Raw genomic sequence first — 18636 nt, forward strand, 5'->3', positions numbered from 1 at the left:
ATCAACCCTTCAGGTGGCCGACCAGCTTGCGCACGCGGTAATATCCCTCGCCCACCAGGTCGATGTCCTCGGGGAAAGCCTTGCCGAAGGCCTGTTCCACTTCCAGCATGAACACCATGCCGTCCAGGGAATCCAGGATGCCTTCCTCGATCATGTCGGTGTCCAGGGTGATCTGCACCGGCTTTTTCACCACCTTTTCCAGGATGGCGGCCAACTGCGCCAGGATGTCGGTGTCGCTCATGGTCATGCTCCAAATCGGATGATGTTGCTGGCCCAGGAAAGGCCGACGCCGAAGCCGCTGACCAGCACGGTGGCCGGCGCGCAACGGCCGTCGCGCAGCAATTCCTCAAGCACCAAGGGAATGGTGGACGAAACCGTGTTGCCGGTTTCGGCCAGGGTGATGGGCATGCGTTCGGGGGGCAGGCCCATGCGGTCGCGCAGGGTTTCCAGCAGGTAGCGGCTGGCCTGGTGGAATACGAAGAAATCGACCTCGTCGCGGCTCAGGCCGTTGCGGCCCAGGCAGGAATCGACGGTGCCGGCGACCCGGGTCATCATGAAGTTGAAGATGGCGCGGCCGTTCATGTGCAGGAATCGGTCGGCTTCGGCCGGGTCGGCGGCCGGGGTGCCGTCCAGGTGGGCCAGCGGCTGGGCCGAGCCTCCGGCACGCACGATCAGGTTGCCGGCGCCGCCGCCATCGGTGCCGAAATCGCCCCGTCCGATCACGCCGCGTCCGTCGGCGCGCAGCCAGGTGGCGCTGGCGGCGTCGCCGAACAGGCCGGCCACGTCGCGGTTCGCCCGGCTCATGCATTTGGAATAAGGATCGCAGGTGACGATCAACGCCTCGTCGATGCCTTCGGCCAACATGAAGCCCTTGGCCACCGACAGGGCATAGACAAAGCCCGAACAGCCCAGCGACACGTCGAAACAGGCCGTGGTGGGGGCCAGTCCCAAGCGATGTTGCAGCAGGGCTGAATTGTGCGGCAACTGGTGGTCGGGATTCTGCGTCACCACGATCAGCAGGCCGACGCGGGCGGGGTCGAAATCGGGATTGGCGGCGGCCAGGTTGCGCACGGCCCGTTCCGACAGGTCGGTGCCGGTTTCGCTGGCGGCCAGGAAACGGCGGTGGTGGACGCCGATCTTGTCGGCCAGCATGGATTGCGGCAGCCCGCACCAGGATTCGATGGTGGGGTTGTCGACGACCCAATCGGGCAGGGTGCTGGCGACGGCCTTGATGTTCATCGGGTTCCCCTTACGGTGTGCCGGCGAAGAAGCCGCGCAGCGTGAACTTGCCGCTGGGTTCGCGCAAACGCTCTAGGTCCATGACCGCCAGCCCGGCCCGCTCGGCGGTCATGGCCAGCGAGGCGTGGGAAAAGACGTGGTGGTGTTCGATGAAATATTCCTCGCGCCCCGGCCCGTCAATGGCGGCGACGACGTCGGGCACCTCCACATAGACGAAGCCGCCCGCCGCCAGCAGCGCCCCGGCCTTGGCCAGCATGGGGACCGGGGCCTCCACATGCTCGATGACCTTGTTCAGGGTGATGACGTCGAACGGACCCAGGGTGGCGGCGTCGACGGCGAAGAAATCGGCGGTCACCGCCCGCACGCCCACCACCTCGGTCAGATGGCGCCCGGCCTGGGGATCGGGGTCGAGGGCGGTGACGTTCCAGCCCGCCTGCTTCATGCCGTGGGGAAACACCCCGAGCCCGGCGCCGATATCCAGCAGCCGGGGCACGATTCCGGGGGCAAAATGACCGACGGCGAAGTCCACGACCCGGCGCACGCGCCCGGCATTGTCCGAGCGTTCCGGCGGCAGGGCGATGATGCGCTCGAAGGTGGCCCGCATCTTCGGGCCGTAGGTCTGCTCCACATAGGCGCCGCCGTAAAGGCCGGACAGGTCCAACTCGTGGTCGGAGAATTCGTGCCGGCAGATGCCGCAGCGCCAGTAGGTGCGGCGGTAGTCCTGGCCCTTGAGGTCGAAGGCGGTCTCGCCCGCCGGGGCGGCGTCGTAGGTGAAGCTGGTGGCGCCGGTCCGGCGCTCGCACGGGCAATGCAGGGTGGGGCGGGTCCTGGTCATGGAGCCAGCTTCGCCCGGACCGCGCCGCAGGCGGCGGTATTGTCCAGCCACGCCACCACCGCCAGATTCTCCTGCCGGCAATAGGCGTCGAACAGCTCCTCCTTGCCCGCTTCCACCAGCAGCAGGAAATAGCGGCCGGTGCCGCGGTTGACGATGAGCACGGCGCGCAGGCCGAACTGTTCGAGGCGGCCGTTGAGCGAGGGCGTGGCGTAAAAGCCCCAATCCTTGCGGGCCACGTCGTATTCGCCGCCGGATTCGGTGACCAGGGTCACCTGCTCGTCGGGCGCCAGGGCCAGGGTGCCGCAATCCTTCATGTCGAATATGACGGAATTGCCGACCGGGAAGGTGCGGGGCGGGTCTTTCGGGCTGAACTTCATGACCAGTGCCAATCCTTGATCAGGAAATCGGGAATGTGCCACAGGCCGTCGGGGCGGCGGCTCCACACCTTGGTGTTGCGGAAGGTCTCGGCGGCGCCGTAGAAGCGCTCCGAAGGGATGCCGGCGAAGGCGCAGAAGCTGGCGATATCGTCCCTGGGGGTCTGGTCGCCGGTGCGGCCGATGATCTCCACCGCCTGTTCGCGGGTCATGCGGCCGTTGCGGATTTCCAGGGACAGATTGTCGAACAGACGGGTAAAGCCGAACTTGTACCACTTCATCCAGTGATGGATGGAGATGAAGTCGTCGTCGATATCGGCGAAGTCGTAATAGCCCGTGCGCGCCCGGCCGGTATCGGCCTCGAAGCCGTGCAAGGCGGCGACGCGGCGGGTCTCCTCCGGGTCCCAGGGCAGGTAATAGCCCAGGAAGATGGCGCGCACGCCGCTGGCGCTCAGTTCGGCCTCGGTGGGGCCGAAATAGGCGGCAAGGTCCTTGGCCGACAGCTCGTCGTCCACCCAGTCGGCGGCGGTGGTGCCGTGGGTGACGCCATAGGTGCGCAGCCATTCGGCGTCCAGGCGGAACCCGGTATGGGCGTCGTTGGCGCTGCCGTACTCAAAGGCGGAATTCTCGCCCCACACCACCAGGGGAATGCGGAAGCGGGCGGCGATGGTCAGGGGAATATTGAACAGGGCCATGTGCATGGGCACGGCGGTGGAGCCGAAGCGCTCGAAGGCCTTGACCATGAAGCGGGCCTCGACCTTGGGGTCGATGCGGTAGTCGATGTGGTCGACGCCCAGCGAGATCAGGTTGTCCAGATTGCGCTGGCCGATGGCGGTGCGGGCCGGGGTCTTCCAGGTCACCGCCAGGGGGCGCAGGCCCAGCTCCAGGCAGCGGATGGTCTGCCAGGTGCTGTCCTTGCCGCCCGACACCGGGATCAGGCAGTCATAGCCGCCGCTGGCCGCCTTGGCCCAGGCCGCCACGTCGCGCAGCTGGCCGGCGCGCTGGTCCCAGTCGATATGGCGCTTGGTGCCGTGGCTGTGGCAGGCGTTGCAGATGCCGTCTGGCCCGATCACCAGATTGGGGCGGCTGTCGGGCAGTACGCAGGAGCGGCACCACCTCATGTCTGGAACTCCTCAAGGAACAGCTTGGCGTTGATGAAGTTGAACAGGAACTTGGACTGGCTGTTGGCCAGGCTGGCCTTGTCCAGCATCTCGGCGATGCGGTCCTTGCGCAAGACCTCGAACACCGGGCTGTCGGCCAGCAATTCGGCGCGGATGGCGGGGTCGGCCACGTCCAGGTAATCCAGGATGGGGGCGTTGAAGCCCACCTTGCGCGGATTGTCCAAGATGGCGTCGGGAGCAAGGCCGCGCACGCAGTCGCGCAGCACCGCCTTGGCCCGTCCGCCCCGGATCAGGTGGCGGGTGGGGATGGACTGGCACCAGTCGAACAGGGCGGTATCGAGGAACGGCGAGCGGTTCTCGATGGAGAAGTACATGGCGTTGAGGTCGTCCTCGTGCAGGATCACCGGCACGCTTTCCGCCCGCAGCTCGTTGGCCATGCGGTTGCGCAGCAGAGGCTCGGCCACGCACATCTCGGCGAAGGGCTCGGCGAAGGGCGTGGTCAGGAACCGGGCGAAGGCGGCGGCGTCCAGATAGATATGGTCGCGGCATTGCGGCCGGTCGATCAGATAGGACGGGTCCTGCAGGAAGGGATTGCGCACGATGGGCGCAACGACCTCGCGCCATTCGGCCAGGGCCTGGGCGTGGCGCACCGGGTCTTCCAGGGCCATGGCCGCCAGATAGGCGTTGTGGTGGTCGAAATAGCCGCTGAACATCTCGTCGGCGGCGGTGCCGCTGACCGAGACCTTGTAGCCGGCCTTGGCCACCTCGGCCATCAGCCGCCACTGGGCGTAATAGGTGATGGTGTAGACCGGGGCGTCGTGATAGCGCACCAGCTCGCGCAGATTGGGCAGGAAGTCGCGGGTATCCACCGCCACCGGCGTGTGGCGCAGGCCCAGCTCGCGCACCGCCGTTTCCACCATGTCCCGTTCCTCGTAGCGGGAATCGGTGTTCATGATGGTGAAGCCGTGGACGTCGTAGCCCAGCTCGCGCTTGGCGATGCCGATCAGGGCGTTGGAATCGATGCCGCCCGACAGGCAGAAGGCGATGGGCACGTCGGCGCGCAGGCGCAGCTCCACCGAGCGGATCAGCCGCTGGCGGGCGCCGGCCACCGCTTCCTCGTAGCTCATCTCCTGGGCGGTCGGGCCGAAGGCCGGCGACCAGAACGGATAGGAATCCCAGCGCCCCCGGGGGCTGATCACGCCCACATGGCCGGCGGGCAGCTCCTCCAGCCCTTCGAAGAAGGTGTCGCCGGTCTTGTAGAGGGCCTTGTAGCCGTTCACCAGATAACGGCGGAGATGGCGCAGGTTGATGGGCGGCTGGCGTCCGGCCAGGGCGAAGATGAACTTGGCCTCCGAGCCGAAATAGACGCCGCCATCGGCCTCGCGCAGCAGGTACAGCGGCTTTTCGCCGAAGCGATCGCGGGCCAGCAGCAGGCTGCCGTCGCCGGCGGCCCAGGCCAGGGCGAACATGCCCTCGCAGGCGCCCAGGGCCTCGGCGCCCCGGCCGTCCAGCAGGCGGGCCAGCACTTCGGTGTCGCTGGTGCTGGCCAGGGGCGGCCCCTGGCGCTCCAGCTCGGCCCGCAGCTCCAGGTAATTGTAGATCTCGCCGTTATAGGACAGCACGCCGCCGCCCTGGACGAAGGGCTGGTTGGCGCGCGGGTCCAGGTCCAGGATGGCCAGACGCGAATGCAGCAGATGCACGTGGCGGCCCTGGGCCGACTGGCCATGGGTCGCCGCCCGGGCGTCGGGGCCGCGCCGGCCCATCAGCTCCAGGCAGGCCCTGATCCGCTCGTCGGGCAGCGGCCGGGGGCCGCTATATCCTGCGATTCCACACATGAGTGCGCCTTTACTGTTCGAACATGTCCAGGGCGAGGCGGTCGCCCGCCGCCACCGGGCGCGTCAGGCGCCGCCCCAAAATCCGCCATTCCGCGCCGGGAGCCATGCCGCCGGCCGGACGCAGCCAGGCCAGATCGCCCAGGCCGAGCACCGTGCCCGCCGGCAGGTCGGCGGCGGCGCAGAGGGAGCGGCGGGCGGCCTGGGCGGTGGCTTCCTCGCCCGGCATCACCCGCTTGACCCCGTCGCCCAGCAGGGCATTGGCCTCGGCCACCCGCTCGACCAGGGCCTTCAGCTCGTGGGGCTCCGCCGACAATTGATGGTCGCGGAACTCGGACTGGGTCTTGGACAGGGTGAAATGCTTCTCGATCACCCGGGCGCCCAGGGCCACGGACAGCACCGCCGCCTCGATCCCCAGGGTGTGGTCGGAATAGCCCACCACGTGACCCAGCCCGGCCAGGGTGCGGATGGCGCGCAGATTGGCCTGGTCGGCCGGGGTGGGATAGGACGACACGCAATGGAGCAGGACCAGGCCGGGATCGGCGATGCCGGCCTTGGCCCAGGCCCGGCACAGGGTGCCGGCGGAAAAGGCGGCGCCGTCCAGATCGGTCATGCCGGTGGACAGGATCACCGGCAGGCCGGTGGCGGCGATGCGGTCCAGCAGGACGACGTGGTCGTTGTCGCCCGACGCCACCTTCATGGCCGGGACCAAAGGCGCCAGCAGATCGACCGCGTCCAGGCTGAAGGGGCTGGACATGAACATGATGGCGTTGTCGCGCGCCACCTGGGCCAGCCGGACGTGATTTTCCGCCGACAGCTGATAGCGGCCCAGCTGGGCCAGCCGCGCCGGCTGGTCGGGGGCGACCAGATGGGCGGGGATGATGCTCTGGAACTTGACCGCATGGGCGCCGGCCTGGGCGGCCTGGGCGATCATCTCCTCGGCCAGGGCCATGTCGCCCTCGTGGTTGTTGCCGATCTCGGCAACGATCAGCACGTCCCGATCCAGATCAATGGGTCCGATTTTCACGATGCGGTCTCCGCAGGACAGGAATAGCCGGGCGCCGAGCCATGATGGTGCAGGACCTGGGCGGCGCCGTGGAATTTGAGGCCCAGACCCTCGTACAGGCGGGCTGAGGGAATGTTGGCGGCCTGGGTGCCGACCAGCAGGCCGGTGGGGCGGCGGGCATCGCCGGTGCCGTTGGCCTGGGCGAAGCCGATCATGGCGCGGGCCAGACCCCGGCGCGTCGCTCGGGGATGGGTGGCGATCAGGTCGATGACCAGCCGTCCCTGCTGGTCCCACAGCAATTGCAGGAAGCCGGCCACGGCGCCGTCCACCTCGGCCACCACCATGCCGTCGCCGCGTTTGCCGCCGAAGTAATTGCCGGCCCATTCCGCCTTGACGCGGTGGGCCAGGGCGTCGGGCAGGACCGGGTCCAGGTGGAAGCGGGTATAGAGGAAGGACTGACCGGCGACGGCGCGCACCGCCGCTTCATCCCCGGGGCGGGCGAAGCGGACGCGCGGGTCGGCGGCGGGGGCGTCCAGGCGGCCGGCGTCGAAGGTCAGGGCGGTGTCGACCACGCGAAAGCCCAGGTCCTGCAGGGCGAAGGCCCGGGCCATGTCCGTGCAGGCCACCTTGGCGGTGATGAAGACGGCGCCGGTCAGGCAGGCTGGATCGCAGATGGGCGCCGCCAGACGGAAGGCCGGCCGCCCCAACAATCCCCCCAGCCACGGATCGGCGACCAGCGGGCCGCCGCCTGCGCCGGCTTGACTCACGGGGCGGTACCGGGCTTGGCGAACGCCTCGGGCATGCGGGCGGCCAAGTCCTTGTACCAGTTGATGTAGTTGACGTAGCCCTTTTCCAGGGGGAAGGCGGGCTCGTAGCCCAGCAGCTCGCGCGCCTTGTCGATGCACAGGGTGCCGCGTTCAGGCATCAGGCTGTCGCGGGGATTGTGGCTGACCTGCACCGCCGGGAAATGGGCCTTCAGGATATCGGCCATCTGGTTCAGCGAGCGGGCCGAGCCGTAGGTGATGTTGAAGATTTGGTTATGGGACTTTTCCGTGGCGATGGCGCGGCAGATGCCCTGGATCAGATCTTCGATATAGGTGAAGTCCAGCTGGTCCGTGCCGTCGCCGTTGACGGTGACGTTCTGGCCCCGCACGGCGTTTTCGATGAAGGCCTGACCCACCCGGCGGCTGACGCAGCGCTCGCCGTACAGGGCGCTGGGGCGGATGATGGTGTAGGGCATGCCGAACACCTGATTATAGGCGATCACCAGCTTCTCGCCTGCGTATTTCAGGGCGCCGTAGATGCCCATGGGGTCGCAGACCCGGTCCTCGACCACGGCCTCGCCGTCGAAATTGCCGTAGACCATGGACGACGAGAAATAGATGAAATGCGGCAGGAACCCGCGCGAACTGTCCAGGGCGTTTTCCAGCGTCCGCATGGAATGGTCGAAGGTGCTGTAGGGGTCCTTGTTGGAGCGGTTGGCATGGGCTACCGCCGCCAGCTGGACGACCACGTCCGGGTGGATGGCCTGCAGCCGCGGCGACAGCAGGGAATAGTCACGGGCGTCCAGGATGTGCAGGGGAATGCCCAGATGGCGCAGCAGGTCCAGGCGCTCGTTGATGAAGCTCATGTACAGGCGGGAATTGGGGTGCACGCCGTCGGAGAACGCCCCCATATTGTTGACCTGCAGGCCGTCGATGATGTGCGGCTCGGCACCCAGGGCATGCAGCTTGAGAGCCATGTTGTGACCGATGAAGCCCGCGCCACCGATCAGCGCGACTTTCTTGCCAGTAAGATCAACATTCACCGTGCTGTTTCCTTTAATGCCAAGGTTCGGGCCACCGTGCCGGAACCGGGTGCCGCCGCATCAGATGTGTTTGTAAACACTCATATGCCGCCCCGCAACCGGATTGCCCCGCCACATGTTCACGGCGCGAACATTACGCCTGCCGGCCTGGAGTGTCAATTGAAGGCACCGGCGCCGGACGGGCGTGATCAGCCGGCCTGACGCCGGAACCACTCATAGGCCACGGCCAGCCCGTCGCGGAGCGGGGTCTTGGCGCTCCAGCCCAGGGCGCGCAGCCGGGACACGTCCATGACCTTGCGCGGCATGCCGTCGGGCTTGGTCAGGTCGCAGGCGAAGTCGCCGGTAAAGCCGATGGTATCGGCCACCGCCCCGGCCAGCTCGCGGATGGAATGCTCGATGCCGGTGCCCACGTTGATGTGCGGCTCGTCGGAATAATGGCCCATGATGTGGACCAGGGCGTCGGCCAGATCGTCGCAGAACAGGAACTCGCGCACCGGCTCGCCCGTGCCCCACAGGGCGACGCTGGACGCCCCGGCCATCTTGGCGCCGTGGATGCGCTGGATCAGCGCGGCGACCACATGGCTGTTCTCCGGGTGGTAATTGTCGCCGGGGCCATAGAGGTTGGTGGGCATGGCCGAGACGAAATCATCCCCGTACTGGCGCCGGTAGGTCTGGCACATCTTGATGCCGGCGATCTTGGCGATGGCATAGCCTTCGTTGGTGGGCTCCAGCGGGCCGGTCAGCAGCATGTCCTCGGTCATGGGCTGGGCCGCCATGCGCGGATAGATGCAAGACGAGCCCAGATAGACCAGCTTCTCCACCTTGGCCAAATGGGCGGCATGGATGGTGTTGGCGGCGATCATCAGGTTGTCGTAGAGGAAATCGGCGGGATACTGGGAATTGGCCAGGATGCCGCCGACCTTGCCGGCGCAGACGAACACCGCCTGGGGCCGGTTGGCCTGGACCCAGGCCTGGACGGCGGCCGGGTCGCGCAGATCGACCTGGGCGCGATCCACGGTCAGGATCCGGCAATTCTCCCGCTGCAGGCGGCGCACCAGGGCCGAGCCGGCCATGCCGCGATGGCCGGCGACCCAGACCCGCTTGCCCTCCAGCGCGGAGGAAATCATCGGCCGGATTCCGCCTGGGCCGCCGCCAGATCGGAGCGGACCATCTCCTCGATCAGCTGCTGGAAGCTGGTGGTGGCCGTCCAGCCCAGCTTGGCCTTGGCCTTGCTGGCATCGCCCAGCAGCAGCTCGACCTCGGTGGGGCGGAAATAGCGGCTGTCCACCCGGATCACCACCTTGCCCGTGGCGGTATCGGTGCCGGTCTCGTCGACGCCGCTGCCCTGCCAGACGATGGTGTGGCCCAGCACGGCGAAGGCCCGTTCGAGGAATTCGCGCACGGTATGGCATTCGCCGGTGGCCAGGACGAAATCCTCGGCCTCGGTCTGCTGGAGGATGCGCCACATGCCGTCCACGTAATCGCGGGCATGGCCCCAATCGCGCTTGGCGTCCAGGTTGCCGATGTAAAGGGCGTCCTGGCGGCCGAGATGGATGGCGGCCACGGCGCGGGTGATCTTGCGGGTGACGAAGGTTTCGCCGCGGATGGGGCTTTCGTGGTTGAACAAAATGCCGTTGGCGGCGAACAGCCCATAGGCCTCGCGGTAATTGACGCAGATCCAGTAGGCGTACAGCTTGGCGGCGGCATAGGGGCTGCGCGGATAGAACGGCGTGGTCTCGGTCTGGGGGATTTCCTGGACCTTGCCGTACAGCTCCGAGGTCGAGGCCTGATAGAAGCGGGTCTTCTTGTCCAGGCCGAGGATACGGATGGCCTCCAGCAGGCGCAGCGTGCCCAGGGCGTCGGCGTTGGCGGTGTATTCCGCCGTCTCGAAGCTGACCTGCACGTGGCTTTGCGCCGCCAGGTTATAGATCTCGTCGGGCTGGGTTTCCTGCACCAGGCGGATCAGGTTGGTGGCGTCGGTCATGTCGCCGTAATGCAGGTGGAACGGCACCCCGCTTTCGTGGGGGTCGTGGTAGAGGTGGTCGATCCGGCTGGTGTTCAGCGAGGACGCGCGCCGCTTCACCCCGTGCACGGTGTAACCCTTGGACAAGAGCAGTTCGGCCAGATAGGCGCCGTCTTGCCCGGTGACACCGGTGATGAGTGCGGTTTTCGAGGTCATCATGTCCTTCGTCAGGCGGCCAGAACCCGCCTTGTGGAGTCAATTCCAGGGAATGCGTCTATAGGGGGGGCGCCGGCCTGTCAAGGCGGCCTCCGCGCGGCGCCAGTCACCGGCGCCGTGGGCATGGCGAAAGCTTCGGGGCGAAAAGGCGGCGGACATGGGCCGCAGCATAACCCTTCACAACCGTGGTTGGTAGCGGTAAAAATCACCCGGTCCGTCCCGTCCGGGGTGGTGTGTCGGCTGCCTGACGGAGGATTATCGATGACGGCCAAGGGCCTGCGGACGCTGCTGTGCGTGGTTGGTGCGCGGCCCAATTACATGAAGATCGGTCCCGTCCTCGCCGCCCTGGACGCTGTGCCGCGCTTTCGCACCGTCCTTATCCATACCGGTCAGCATTACGACCCCCAGATGAACGACGCCCTGTTCGCCGACCTTGGCATCCGCGCCCCCGATGTCAATCTGGCGGTGGGCTCGGCCAGTCATGCGGTGCAGACCGCCCAGGTGATGATGCGGTTCGAGCCGGTGGTGACCGGCGCCGCCGATCCGGTGGTGCTGGTGGTGGGCGACGTCAATTCCACCCTGGCCTGCGCCCTGGTGGCGGCCAAGCTGGGGGTCAAGGTCGCCCATGTGGAGGCGGGCCTGCGCTCGGGCGACCGCGCCATGCCCGAAGAGATCAATCGTATCCTCACCGACCAGCTGTCCGACTGGCTATTCTGCACCGAGGCCGAGGCGCTGGACAATCTCAGGGCCGAGGGCATCGATGCCGGGCGCGTCCATCTGGTGGGCAACGTCATGATCGACACCCTGCTGGGCAATCTGAAGCGGGCGGTGCCGGCCGCCGCGACCCTGGCCGGCAGCGGCGTCGACGCCTCCTCCTACGGGCTGGTGACCCTGCACCGCCCGGCAAATGTGGACGACGAAGGGGTGCTGGCCGGTCTGGTCGATTCCCTGGTCGCCATCGCCGCCCATTTGCCCCTGGCCTTTCCCTGCCATCCCCGCACCCGCCAGCGGCTGGAGGCCTTCGGCTTCCTCGACCGCCTGCGCGCCGCTCCCATCGCCCTGCTGGAGCCCCAGGGCTATCTCGCCATGCTGGGGCTGATGGCCGGCTCCCGGCTGATGCTGACCGATTCCGGCGGTATCCAGGAGGAGACCACGGCGCTCGGCGTGCCCTGCCTGACGCTCCGCGACAACACCGAGCGCCCCATCACCGTGGACGAGGGCACCAATACCCTGGTCGGGCGCGATCCGAAGGCGATCATGGCCGCCTTCGCCGACTGGCGGGCCACCGGCGGCAAGGGCGGGCGGGTGCCGGCCCTGTGGGACGGCCGGGCCGCCGAACGCATCGCCCGCATTCTCGACGCCGAGGCTTGATATCAGCCCGCGTTGAGCGGACCTCATCGCGGGCTGCCAGGCCCAAGGGGCCGCGCGCCTTGTGGCGCGGGAGGCAAGGACGCACGGCGTCCGCCCGCCGTATGAGGGCCCAGCCTTTGGTGGTGGAAAAGACTGGTGGGCGCTCGGGCGGGCATGCTATAGCCCGGTCGAATTTCCCATCACCCACGAGGGTTTAGGCCGATGTCCGATCTGCGACCCGTTCGCCGCGCGCTCCTTTCCGTTTCCGACAAGACCGGTCTGGTGGCGTTCGCCCGCTTTCTCAGCCAGTCCGGCGTGGAGCTGCTCTCCACCGGCGGCACGGCCAAGGCCATGCGCGATGCCGGCCTGGCGGTGATCGACGTTTCCGACTTCACCGGCTTTCCCGAGATGCTGGACGGCCGGGTCAAGACCCTGCACCCCAAGGTCCATGGCGGCCTGCTGGGCATCCGCGGCAACGCCGAGCACGAGGCGGCCATGAACGCCCACGGCATCCAGGCCATCGACCTGCTGGTGGTGAATCTCTATCCCTTCGAGGAGACGGTGGCCAAGGGCGCCGATTACGACACCTGCGTCGAGAATATCGACATCGGCGGCCCCGCCATGATCCGCGCCGCCTCCAAGAACCACGATTCGGTCACCGTGGTGGTCGACGTCGAGGATTACGCCGTGGTCCAGGCGGAGATGGAGGCCAACAAGGGCGCCACCACGCTCGGCCTGCGCAAGCGCCTCGCCGCCACCGCCTATGCCCGCACCGGCGCCTACGACGCCGCCATCAGCCAGTGGTTCGCCAAGGAACTGGGCGACACCTTCCCCCGCCGCGTGGTGGTGGCGGGCGAGCTGAAGCAGGCCCTGCGCTATGGCGAGAACCCCCATCAGGCCGCCGCCTTCTACACCAACGGCACCACCCGCGCCGGCGTCGCCACCGCCCGCCAGCTGCAGGGCAAGGAACTCAGCTACAACAACCTGAACGACACCGACGCCGCCTTCGAGCTAGCCGCCGAGTTCGACGAGCCCGCCATCGCCATCATCAAGCACGCCAATCCTTGCGGCGTGTCCGTGGGCACCGACCTGAAAAGCGCCTATCTCCGCGCCCTGGCCTGCGACCCGGTCTCGGCCTTCGGCGGCATCGTCGCCATGAACCGCCGCCTGGACAAGGTCACCGCCGAGGAGATCGCCAAGCTGTTCACCGAGGTGGTGATCGCCCCCGAGGCCGATGACGACGCCGTCGCCGTCTTCGCCGCCAAGAAGAACCTGCGCCTGCTGGTCACCGGCGGCATGCCCGATCCGTCCTCGCCCGGCATGACGCTGCGCCCGGTGGCCGGCGGCTATCTGTTCCAGACCAAGGACAACGGCCGCGTCATGGCCGCCGACCTCAAGGTGGTGACCAAGCGCGCCCCCACCGAGCGCGAGCTGAAGGACCTGCTGACCGCCTTCCGCATCTGCAAGCACGTTAAGTCCAACGCCATCATTTACGTCAAGGACGGTGCCACCGTCGGCATCGGCGCCGGCCAGATGAGCCGGGTCGATTCCTCGCGCATCGCCGCCTGGAAGGCCCAGGAGGCGGCGACCGCCGCCGGTCTCGCCCAGCCCCAGACCATCGGTTCGGTGGTGGCGTCCGACGCCTTCTTCCCCTTCGCCGACGGCTTGCTGGCGGCGGCGGCGGCGGGAGCGACGGCGGTGATCCAGCCCGGCGGCTCCATGCGCGACGCCGAAGTCATCGCCGCTGCCGACGAACAGGGCCTGACCATGGTCTTCACCGGCATGCGCCACTTCCGGCACTAGGCTGATTCGACATTCAGGCACACCACAGGGGTAGTGTTGCGAGACAAAGGAAGGCCATGAAGTTGGCGACCTTGCGATCGTAACGTGTCGCAATACGGCGGAAGTGCTTGAGTTTGTTGATGGCCCGCTCGACGAGGTTCCGCTTTTTGTAGATGCGTGCATCAAAATCGCGGATACGCTTCATGCACGAGCGCCGCGGAATGATGGGTTGGGCACCGCAGGCCTCGACCGCGTCGAGAATAGCGTGAGAATCGTAGCCCTTATCCGCCAAGAAATAGCGGGGCCTTGCCTCGCCGAGCAATGCCAGGGCTTGGGTTCCATCATTGACCTGCCCAGCCGTCAGGATGAAGCGAACCGGGCGGCCCTCGCCATCGACAGCGAGATGGATCTTGGTACTCAATCCACCTCGGGAACGCCCCAGAGCCGAATTTTGGCCCCCCCTTTTCCGGTCGCAGCCTGCTGGTGCGCCCGGACGATGGTGCTGTCGATCATCAGGTAATCGTTGTCTCGATCCCGGATCAGATGGTCGAAGACACTGTCCCAGACACCTTTGGCGGCCCAACGCGTGAAGCGCTTGTGTACCGTCTTGAATTTGCCATAGCGCTCCGGCATGTCCGACCAGCGGGCGCCCGACCGCAGAACCCAAAGCACGGCGTTGACGAAGGTGCGGTTGTCAACCCCGCTACGACCGGGATCGCTGGCCTTACCGGGCAGCAATCCCTCAATCCGCGCCCATTGCGTCGATGTCAGTTCGTATCTCTTCGCCATGGTACACCGAGCCAAGTTGGTCCTGACTCGGTGAATCACGCGGGCACATCAGACGCAAGCTGAATGTCGATACAGCCTAAGGCCAGCCTCCCTCGTCTGGCGAAGGTCCGGTGAGATATCTCACCGGACCCGTCGAGACAGGTGGACATAAGGAAATGGGCGGCGTGGTGACGGCCGCGTGCGCGGTCTGTGGATAATGGAGGAGTGAAGAAACAGCCTCGGGATTTGTCCCGGTGTCGGATTTGCGTATGACTTTTCGGCGGAATGCTGTTGCCGCTTGCCTTGCAAATGTGTTTTCCATTGCCTTTGTTGCAGCCTCGCGTGGATCATGTCCGACCAATCCCTCCGTACCCATCTGGATTATCTCGAAGCCGAGAGCATTCATATCTTCCGCGAGGCCGCGGCCCAGTTCCGCAATCCGGTGATGCTCTATTCCATCGGCAAGGACAGCTCGGTCCTGCTGCATCTGGCGCTGAAGGCCTTTTATCCGGCCAAGCCGCCCTTTCCGCTGATGCATGTGGACACCACCTGGAAATTCCGGGACATGATCGCCTTCCGCGACACCTGTGCCGCCGAGCTGGGCCTCGACCTGATCATCCATGTCAACGAGGACGGTATTGCCGAGGGGATCGGCCCGTTCAGCCATGGTTCCGCCGTCCATACGGACGTGATGAAGACCCAGGCCCTGCGCCAGGCCCTGGACCGCTACGGCTTCGACTGCGCCCTGGGCGGCGCCCGCCGCGACGAGGAGCGCAGCCGTGCCAAGGAACGCATCTTCTCCCTGCGCTCCAACCACCGCTGGGACCCCAAGCGCCAGCGGCCCGAGCTGTGGTCCCAGTACAACGGACGCCTGGGCCAGGGCGAATCCATGCGGGTGTTCCCCCTGTCCAACTGGACCGAGATGGATGTCTGGCTGTACATCCGCCGCGAGGGCATTCCGGTGGTGCCGCTGTATTTCGCCGCCGAGCGGCCGGTGGTCGAGCGCGACGGCGCCCTGATCATGGCCGATGACGACCGCCTGCCCCTCAATCCGGGCGAGGTTCCCGTCCTGCGCAAGGTCCGCTTCCGCACCCTGGGCTGCTGGCCGCTGACCGGGGCGGTGGAATCCGAGGCGGCGACCCTGACCGAGATCATCGCCGAGATGCTGGCCAGCAAAAGCTCGGAACGCCAGGGCCGGGTGATCGACAACGACCAGTCCGCCTCCATGGAACGCAAGAAGCAGGAAGGCTATTTCTGATGGGCGGACATCCCCAGTCTCTCGACGCCGTCCTGGACGCCCATGCCGCCAAGGACATCCTGCGCCTGTTGACGTGTGGCAGCGTCGATGACGGCAAGAGCACGCTGATCGGCCGGATGCTCTACGACACCGGCTCGGTGGCCACCGACCAGATGGCGGCGCTGGAGCGCGACAGCCGCCGCTCCATGCCCGAGGGCGGCCTGGACTTCTCCCTGCTGGTGGACGGTCTGGAGGCCGAGCGCGAGCAGGGCATCACCATCGACGTGGCCTATCGCTATTTCGGCACCGAGCGGCGCAAGTTCATCGTCGCCGACACCCCCGGCCACGAGCAGTACACCCGCAACATGGCCACCGGCGCCTCCAACGCCGATCTGGCGGTGGTGCTGGTGGACGCCCGCCAGGGCGTGGTCACCCAGACCCGCCGCCATGCCACCATCGTTCATCTGATGGGCATCACCGACGTGGTGCTGGCGGTGAACAAGATGGATCTGGTCGGCTATGACCAGGCGGTGTTCGCGCGCATCGAGGCCGAGTTCAAGGCGTTCGCCACCGCCATCGGCATCGCCCATGTCACCGCCATCCCGGTATCGGCGCTGAAGGGCGACAATCTGGCGGTACCGTCGGACTCCATGGCCTGGTACACCGGCCAGACCCTGCTGCATTTCATGGAGACGGTGCGGGTGGAACGCCATCCCCAGGGCGCCGGCCTGCGCATGCCGGTGCAGTGGGTCTGCCGGCCCAACCAGGATTTCCGGGGCTATGCCGGCACCATCGCCAGCGGGCGGGTGGCGCCGGGCATGGCCGTCACCATCGAGCCCGGCGGCCGCGCCAGCCGGGTGGAAAGCATCGTCACCCATGACGGCGTCCTGACCGGGGCCGGGGCGGGACAGGCGGTGATCCTGACCCTGACCGACGACGTGGACGTGTCGCGGGGCGACGTCATCGCCGCCGCCGACGACCGTCCGGCCTCGTCGGACCAGTTCGCCGCCCATCTGGTGTGGATGTCCGAGCGCCCCTTGCTGCCCGAGCGCTCGTACCTGATGCGCATCGGCAACCAGACCGCCGGCTTTCAGGTCTCCCATATCAAGTACCGTCTCAACGTCAACACCCTGGAGCATACGGCCGCCACCCGGCTGGACCTCAACGACGTGGCGGTGTGCAACATCGCCCTGGACCGTCAGGTGGTGTTCGAGCCCTATGGAGTCGACCGCAGCCTGGGCGGCTTCATCCTCATGGACCGGGTCACCAACGAGACCGTCGGCTGCGGCATGATCGACTTCGCCCTCCGGCGGGCCGCCAACATCCACTGGCAGGCGGTAACCGTCGACAAGGCCGCCCGCGCCGCCCTCAAGGGCCAGCGCCCCGCCGTGGTCTGGCTGACCGGCCTGTCGGGCGCCGGCAAGTCCTCCATCGCCGATCTGGTGGAGCGCAAGCTGACGGCCCTGGGGCGCCATACCTATCTGCTGGACGGCGACAATGTCCGCCACGGCCTCAACCGCGACCTGGGCTTCACCGATGCCGACCGGGTGGAAAACATCCGCCGCGTCGCCGAGGTCGCCCGGCTGTTCGTGGATGCGGGCATGATCGTGCTGACCTCGTTCATCTCGCCCTTCCGGCTGGAACGCCGCATGGCGCGCGATCTGGTGGGCGCCGACGCGTTCATCGAGGTCTTCGCCGACGCGCCGCTGGCGGTGTGCGAGGGGCGCGATCCCAAGGGCCTCTACCGCAAGGCCCGGGCCGGCGAGATCCAGAACTTCACCGGCATCGATTCCGCCTATGAAGCCCCGGAGCAGCCCGATCTCCACCTGCACACCGATACGCAATCCCTGGAGGAGATGGCCGACCGGGTCATCGCCCTGCTGCGCGAGCGTTCCCTGATCTGATGGCGATGACGGTGAAGCTGGCCAGCAGCCAGGCCGCCGCCAGCCACCATTTCTGCCAGGCTCCGAAGCTGACGCAAGACACCGCCAGAACCGCCCCGGTGGTGCCGAAGGCGGTGAACCGGCTGGCGCGGTCCAGGGCGGCGGGCAGTGCGCCGGTCACCCGGATGATGCCGTAGGCCAGGATGGCGGCCCCGACCAGCCCCAACTCCAGCCACCATTGCAGCGGTGCATTGTGGGGATGGAGGGGCAGGTGGGTCAGCGGCATTACCGCATCGTCGCCATTCCGTTTGACGGTGACCCTGGTGTCGTCATCCGCACCAGGAATCCAGCGCGATGATTCCAGGCCCCATCCCAGGATCGGGCGCTCGATGATGTGCTCGGCGGTGAAATTCCAAATCACCATGCGATGAAGCGCCGAGGTCGAGAATTGCGGCCAGTGGTCCATGACGCCCTGGGGCTCGGGCAGCTTGAGGGCCAGGAACGGCGCGGCGATGACCAGGATCGCGGCTCCGTAGCCCATGGCCCGCCCGGCCAGCCGGGGGGCGGCCAGGCCGGCCAGGCCGCACAGCAATCCCCCCGCCAGGCCGAGCTTGGCGCCGCCGATGTCCGAACTCAGGATGGTCCCAGTCGCCAGTACGGCGACTAAAGCCGACGGCAGCGGCCGGTGCCGCAAAACCAGCAGGGTCGGCCACAGTAGCAGGCTGACAACGATGACCCCGCGGCTGAGCAACGACAGTCGCAGCCGCGTCATATATTCGCTCTGGGCGGTCAAGCGAATGTTGAACTGCAGGGCGGCCAGGGCCACGAAGCCGAGAATTACGCCCAGGGCCAGCGCCAGTTCCACCCGTTGCCTGCCCTCGGCGGACAGGGTTGCGGCCGTGCCCAGGACGATCACGCCGCAGATTAAGGTGCCGATCAGGGACAATGACCCGGCGACGGTGGTCAGGGGTTGATCCGACCACAAGACGCTGAGGCTGGCATAGGCCGCCAGGGTGGCCAGCAGCAGAACCAGATGCCGGTCGAGACTCCGCCAGGGTAGCCGGCCCCGGCTCTGAGCCAACAGCGCCGTGGCTACTACTACCATCAGTGGGGCACAGCCTAGGGGCGCCAGGACGGCGACGGGTCCGGCCATAATGGCCGCCAGGACCAGGGGGGCTTCGGGGTGGGTCAGGACGGACGAAAGAGTGGCCATGGTGATCCGT

Annotated in this window: 18 protein-coding genes; 5 read left to right on the top strand and 13 right to left on the bottom strand. The window is 67.1% G+C overall.

Annotation, left to right across the window (positions count from 1 at the left end; all coding sequences use genetic code 11):
• Window position 1: 1 nt before the first annotated feature.
• The 9 genes from CP958_RS10910 to CP958_RS10950 are packed head-to-tail and all read right to left on the bottom strand — an operon-like array spanning window position 2 to window position 8148.
• Window positions 2–241 carry an acyl carrier protein gene (locus CP958_RS10910; protein WP_170958930.1) on the bottom strand — a complete coding sequence of 80 codons (240 nt, stop codon included), beginning with the start codon at window positions 239–241 and terminating at the stop codon, window positions 2–4.
• Between the two features lie 2 nt (window positions 242–243).
• Window positions 244–1239 carry a ketoacyl-ACP synthase III gene (locus CP958_RS10915; RefSeq protein WP_096701980.1) on the bottom strand — a complete coding sequence of 332 codons (996 nt, stop codon included), beginning with the start codon at window positions 1237–1239 and terminating at the stop codon, window positions 244–246.
• Between the two features lie 10 nt (window positions 1240–1249).
• Window positions 1250–2074: a methyltransferase domain-containing protein gene (locus CP958_RS10920; RefSeq protein WP_096701981.1), complete on the bottom strand. Its 825-nt coding sequence runs from the start codon at window positions 2072–2074 to the stop codon at window positions 1250–1252.
• Window positions 2071–2451: a hypothetical protein gene (locus CP958_RS10925; RefSeq protein WP_096701982.1), complete on the bottom strand. Its 381-nt coding sequence runs from the start codon at window positions 2449–2451 to the stop codon at window positions 2071–2073. Before CP958_RS10925 ends, CP958_RS10920 begins: the two co-directional genes overlap by 4 nt.
• On the bottom strand, window positions 2448–3569 hold the full coding sequence (locus CP958_RS10930) for an N-acetyl sugar amidotransferase (protein ID WP_096701983.1): 1122 nt from the start codon (window positions 3567–3569) through the stop codon (window positions 2448–2450). Before CP958_RS10930 ends, CP958_RS10925 begins: the two co-directional genes overlap by 4 nt.
• The gene (gene asnB / locus CP958_RS10935) at window positions 3566–5404 is read right to left on the bottom strand and encodes an asparagine synthase (glutamine-hydrolyzing) (protein WP_096701984.1); all 1839 of its coding nucleotides are present in this window, start codon (window positions 5402–5404) and stop codon (window positions 3566–3568) included. The genes CP958_RS10930 and asnB overlap by 4 nt, the downstream gene beginning before the upstream one ends.
• A gap of 10 nt (window positions 5405–5414) precedes the next feature.
• Complete coding sequence (locus tag CP958_RS10940) at window positions 5415–6428, bottom strand: N-acetylneuraminate synthase family protein (protein ID WP_096701985.1); 1014 nt, start codon at window positions 6426–6428, stop codon at window positions 5415–5417.
• On the bottom strand, window positions 6425–7174 hold the full coding sequence (locus tag CP958_RS10945) for a GNAT family N-acetyltransferase (protein ID WP_096701986.1): 750 nt from the start codon (window positions 7172–7174) through the stop codon (window positions 6425–6427). The genes CP958_RS10940 and CP958_RS10945 overlap by 4 nt, the downstream gene beginning before the upstream one ends.
• Window positions 7171–8148: an NAD(P)-dependent oxidoreductase gene (locus CP958_RS10950; RefSeq protein WP_197706389.1), complete on the bottom strand. Its 978-nt coding sequence runs from the start codon at window positions 8146–8148 to the stop codon at window positions 7171–7173. The genes CP958_RS10945 and CP958_RS10950 overlap by 4 nt, the downstream gene beginning before the upstream one ends.
• Window positions 8149–8151: 3 nt before the next feature.
• On the opposite strand from CP958_RS10950, the gene CP958_RS26335 reads away from it, so the two are divergent.
• A complete protein-coding gene (locus tag CP958_RS26335) occupies window positions 8152–8415 on the top strand; it encodes a hypothetical protein (protein WP_170958916.1) in 264 nt (87 codons plus the stop codon).
• Here CP958_RS26335 and CP958_RS10955 read toward each other — a convergent pair.
• Together CP958_RS10955 and gmd are read right to left on the bottom strand one after the other, a co-directional pair.
• The gene (locus tag CP958_RS10955; RefSeq protein WP_096701988.1) at window positions 8403–9341 is read right to left on the bottom strand and encodes a GDP-L-fucose synthase; all 939 of its coding nucleotides are present in this window, start codon (window positions 9339–9341) and stop codon (window positions 8403–8405) included. The genes CP958_RS26335 and CP958_RS10955 overlap by 13 nt on opposite strands.
• Window positions 9338–10393 (bottom strand): GDP-mannose 4,6-dehydratase, encoded by a 1056-nt coding sequence (gene gmd / locus CP958_RS10960; protein ID WP_096702050.1) that lies wholly within the window; start codon window positions 10391–10393, stop codon window positions 9338–9340. The genes CP958_RS10955 and gmd overlap by 4 nt, the downstream gene beginning before the upstream one ends.
• Window positions 10394–10654: 261 nt before the next feature.
• Here gmd and wecB point away from each other — a divergent pair, with 261 nt between their 5' ends.
• Both wecB and purH read left to right on the top strand, forming a co-directional pair.
• Window positions 10655–11764, top strand: coding sequence for a UDP-N-acetylglucosamine 2-epimerase (non-hydrolyzing) (wecB, locus tag CP958_RS10965; protein WP_096701989.1), 1110 nt, complete (start codon window positions 10655–10657; stop codon window positions 11762–11764).
• A 201-nt stretch (window positions 11765–11965) separates the two neighbouring features.
• The gene (gene purH / locus CP958_RS10970) at window positions 11966–13546 is read left to right on the top strand and encodes a bifunctional phosphoribosylaminoimidazolecarboxamide formyltransferase/IMP cyclohydrolase (RefSeq protein ID WP_096701990.1); all 1581 of its coding nucleotides are present in this window, start codon (window positions 11966–11968) and stop codon (window positions 13544–13546) included.
• Window positions 13547–13559: 13 nt separating this feature from the next.
• On the opposite strand, the gene CP958_RS10975 is transcribed toward purH, so the two are convergent.
• Window positions 13560–14314, bottom strand: a protein-coding gene (locus CP958_RS10975; RefSeq protein ID WP_197706390.1) for an IS5 family transposase whose coding sequence is annotated in 2 segments (ribosomal slippage) — window positions 13560–13975 and window positions 13975–14314 — 756 coding nt in all. Because the reading frame shifts where the segments join, the coding sequence is not laid out codon by codon here.
• A gap of 328 nt (window positions 14315–14642) precedes the next feature.
• On the opposite strand from CP958_RS10975, the gene cysD reads away from it, so the two are divergent.
• Both cysD and cysN read left to right on the top strand, forming a co-directional pair.
• Window positions 14643–15551, top strand: coding sequence for a sulfate adenylyltransferase subunit CysD (gene cysD / locus CP958_RS10980; protein ID WP_096701992.1), 909 nt, complete (start codon window positions 14643–14645; stop codon window positions 15549–15551).
• Window positions 15551–17434 (top strand): sulfate adenylyltransferase subunit CysN, encoded by a 1884-nt coding sequence (gene cysN, locus CP958_RS10985; RefSeq protein WP_096701993.1) that lies wholly within the window; start codon window positions 15551–15553, stop codon window positions 17432–17434. Before cysD ends, cysN begins: the two co-directional genes overlap by 1 nt.
• On the opposite strand, the gene CP958_RS10990 is transcribed toward cysN, so the two are convergent.
• Entirely contained in the window at window positions 17400–18626 is a 1227-nt protein-coding gene (locus tag CP958_RS10990; RefSeq protein ID WP_170958931.1) for an O-antigen ligase family protein, read from the bottom strand. The genes cysN and CP958_RS10990 overlap by 35 nt on opposite strands.
• Window positions 18627–18636: the final 10 nt, after the last annotated feature.

Origin of the sequence: Magnetospirillum sp. 15-1 (genome assembly GCF_900184795.1) — a bacterium.
GTDB lineage: Bacteria > Pseudomonadota > Alphaproteobacteria > Rhodospirillales > Magnetospirillaceae > Phaeospirillum.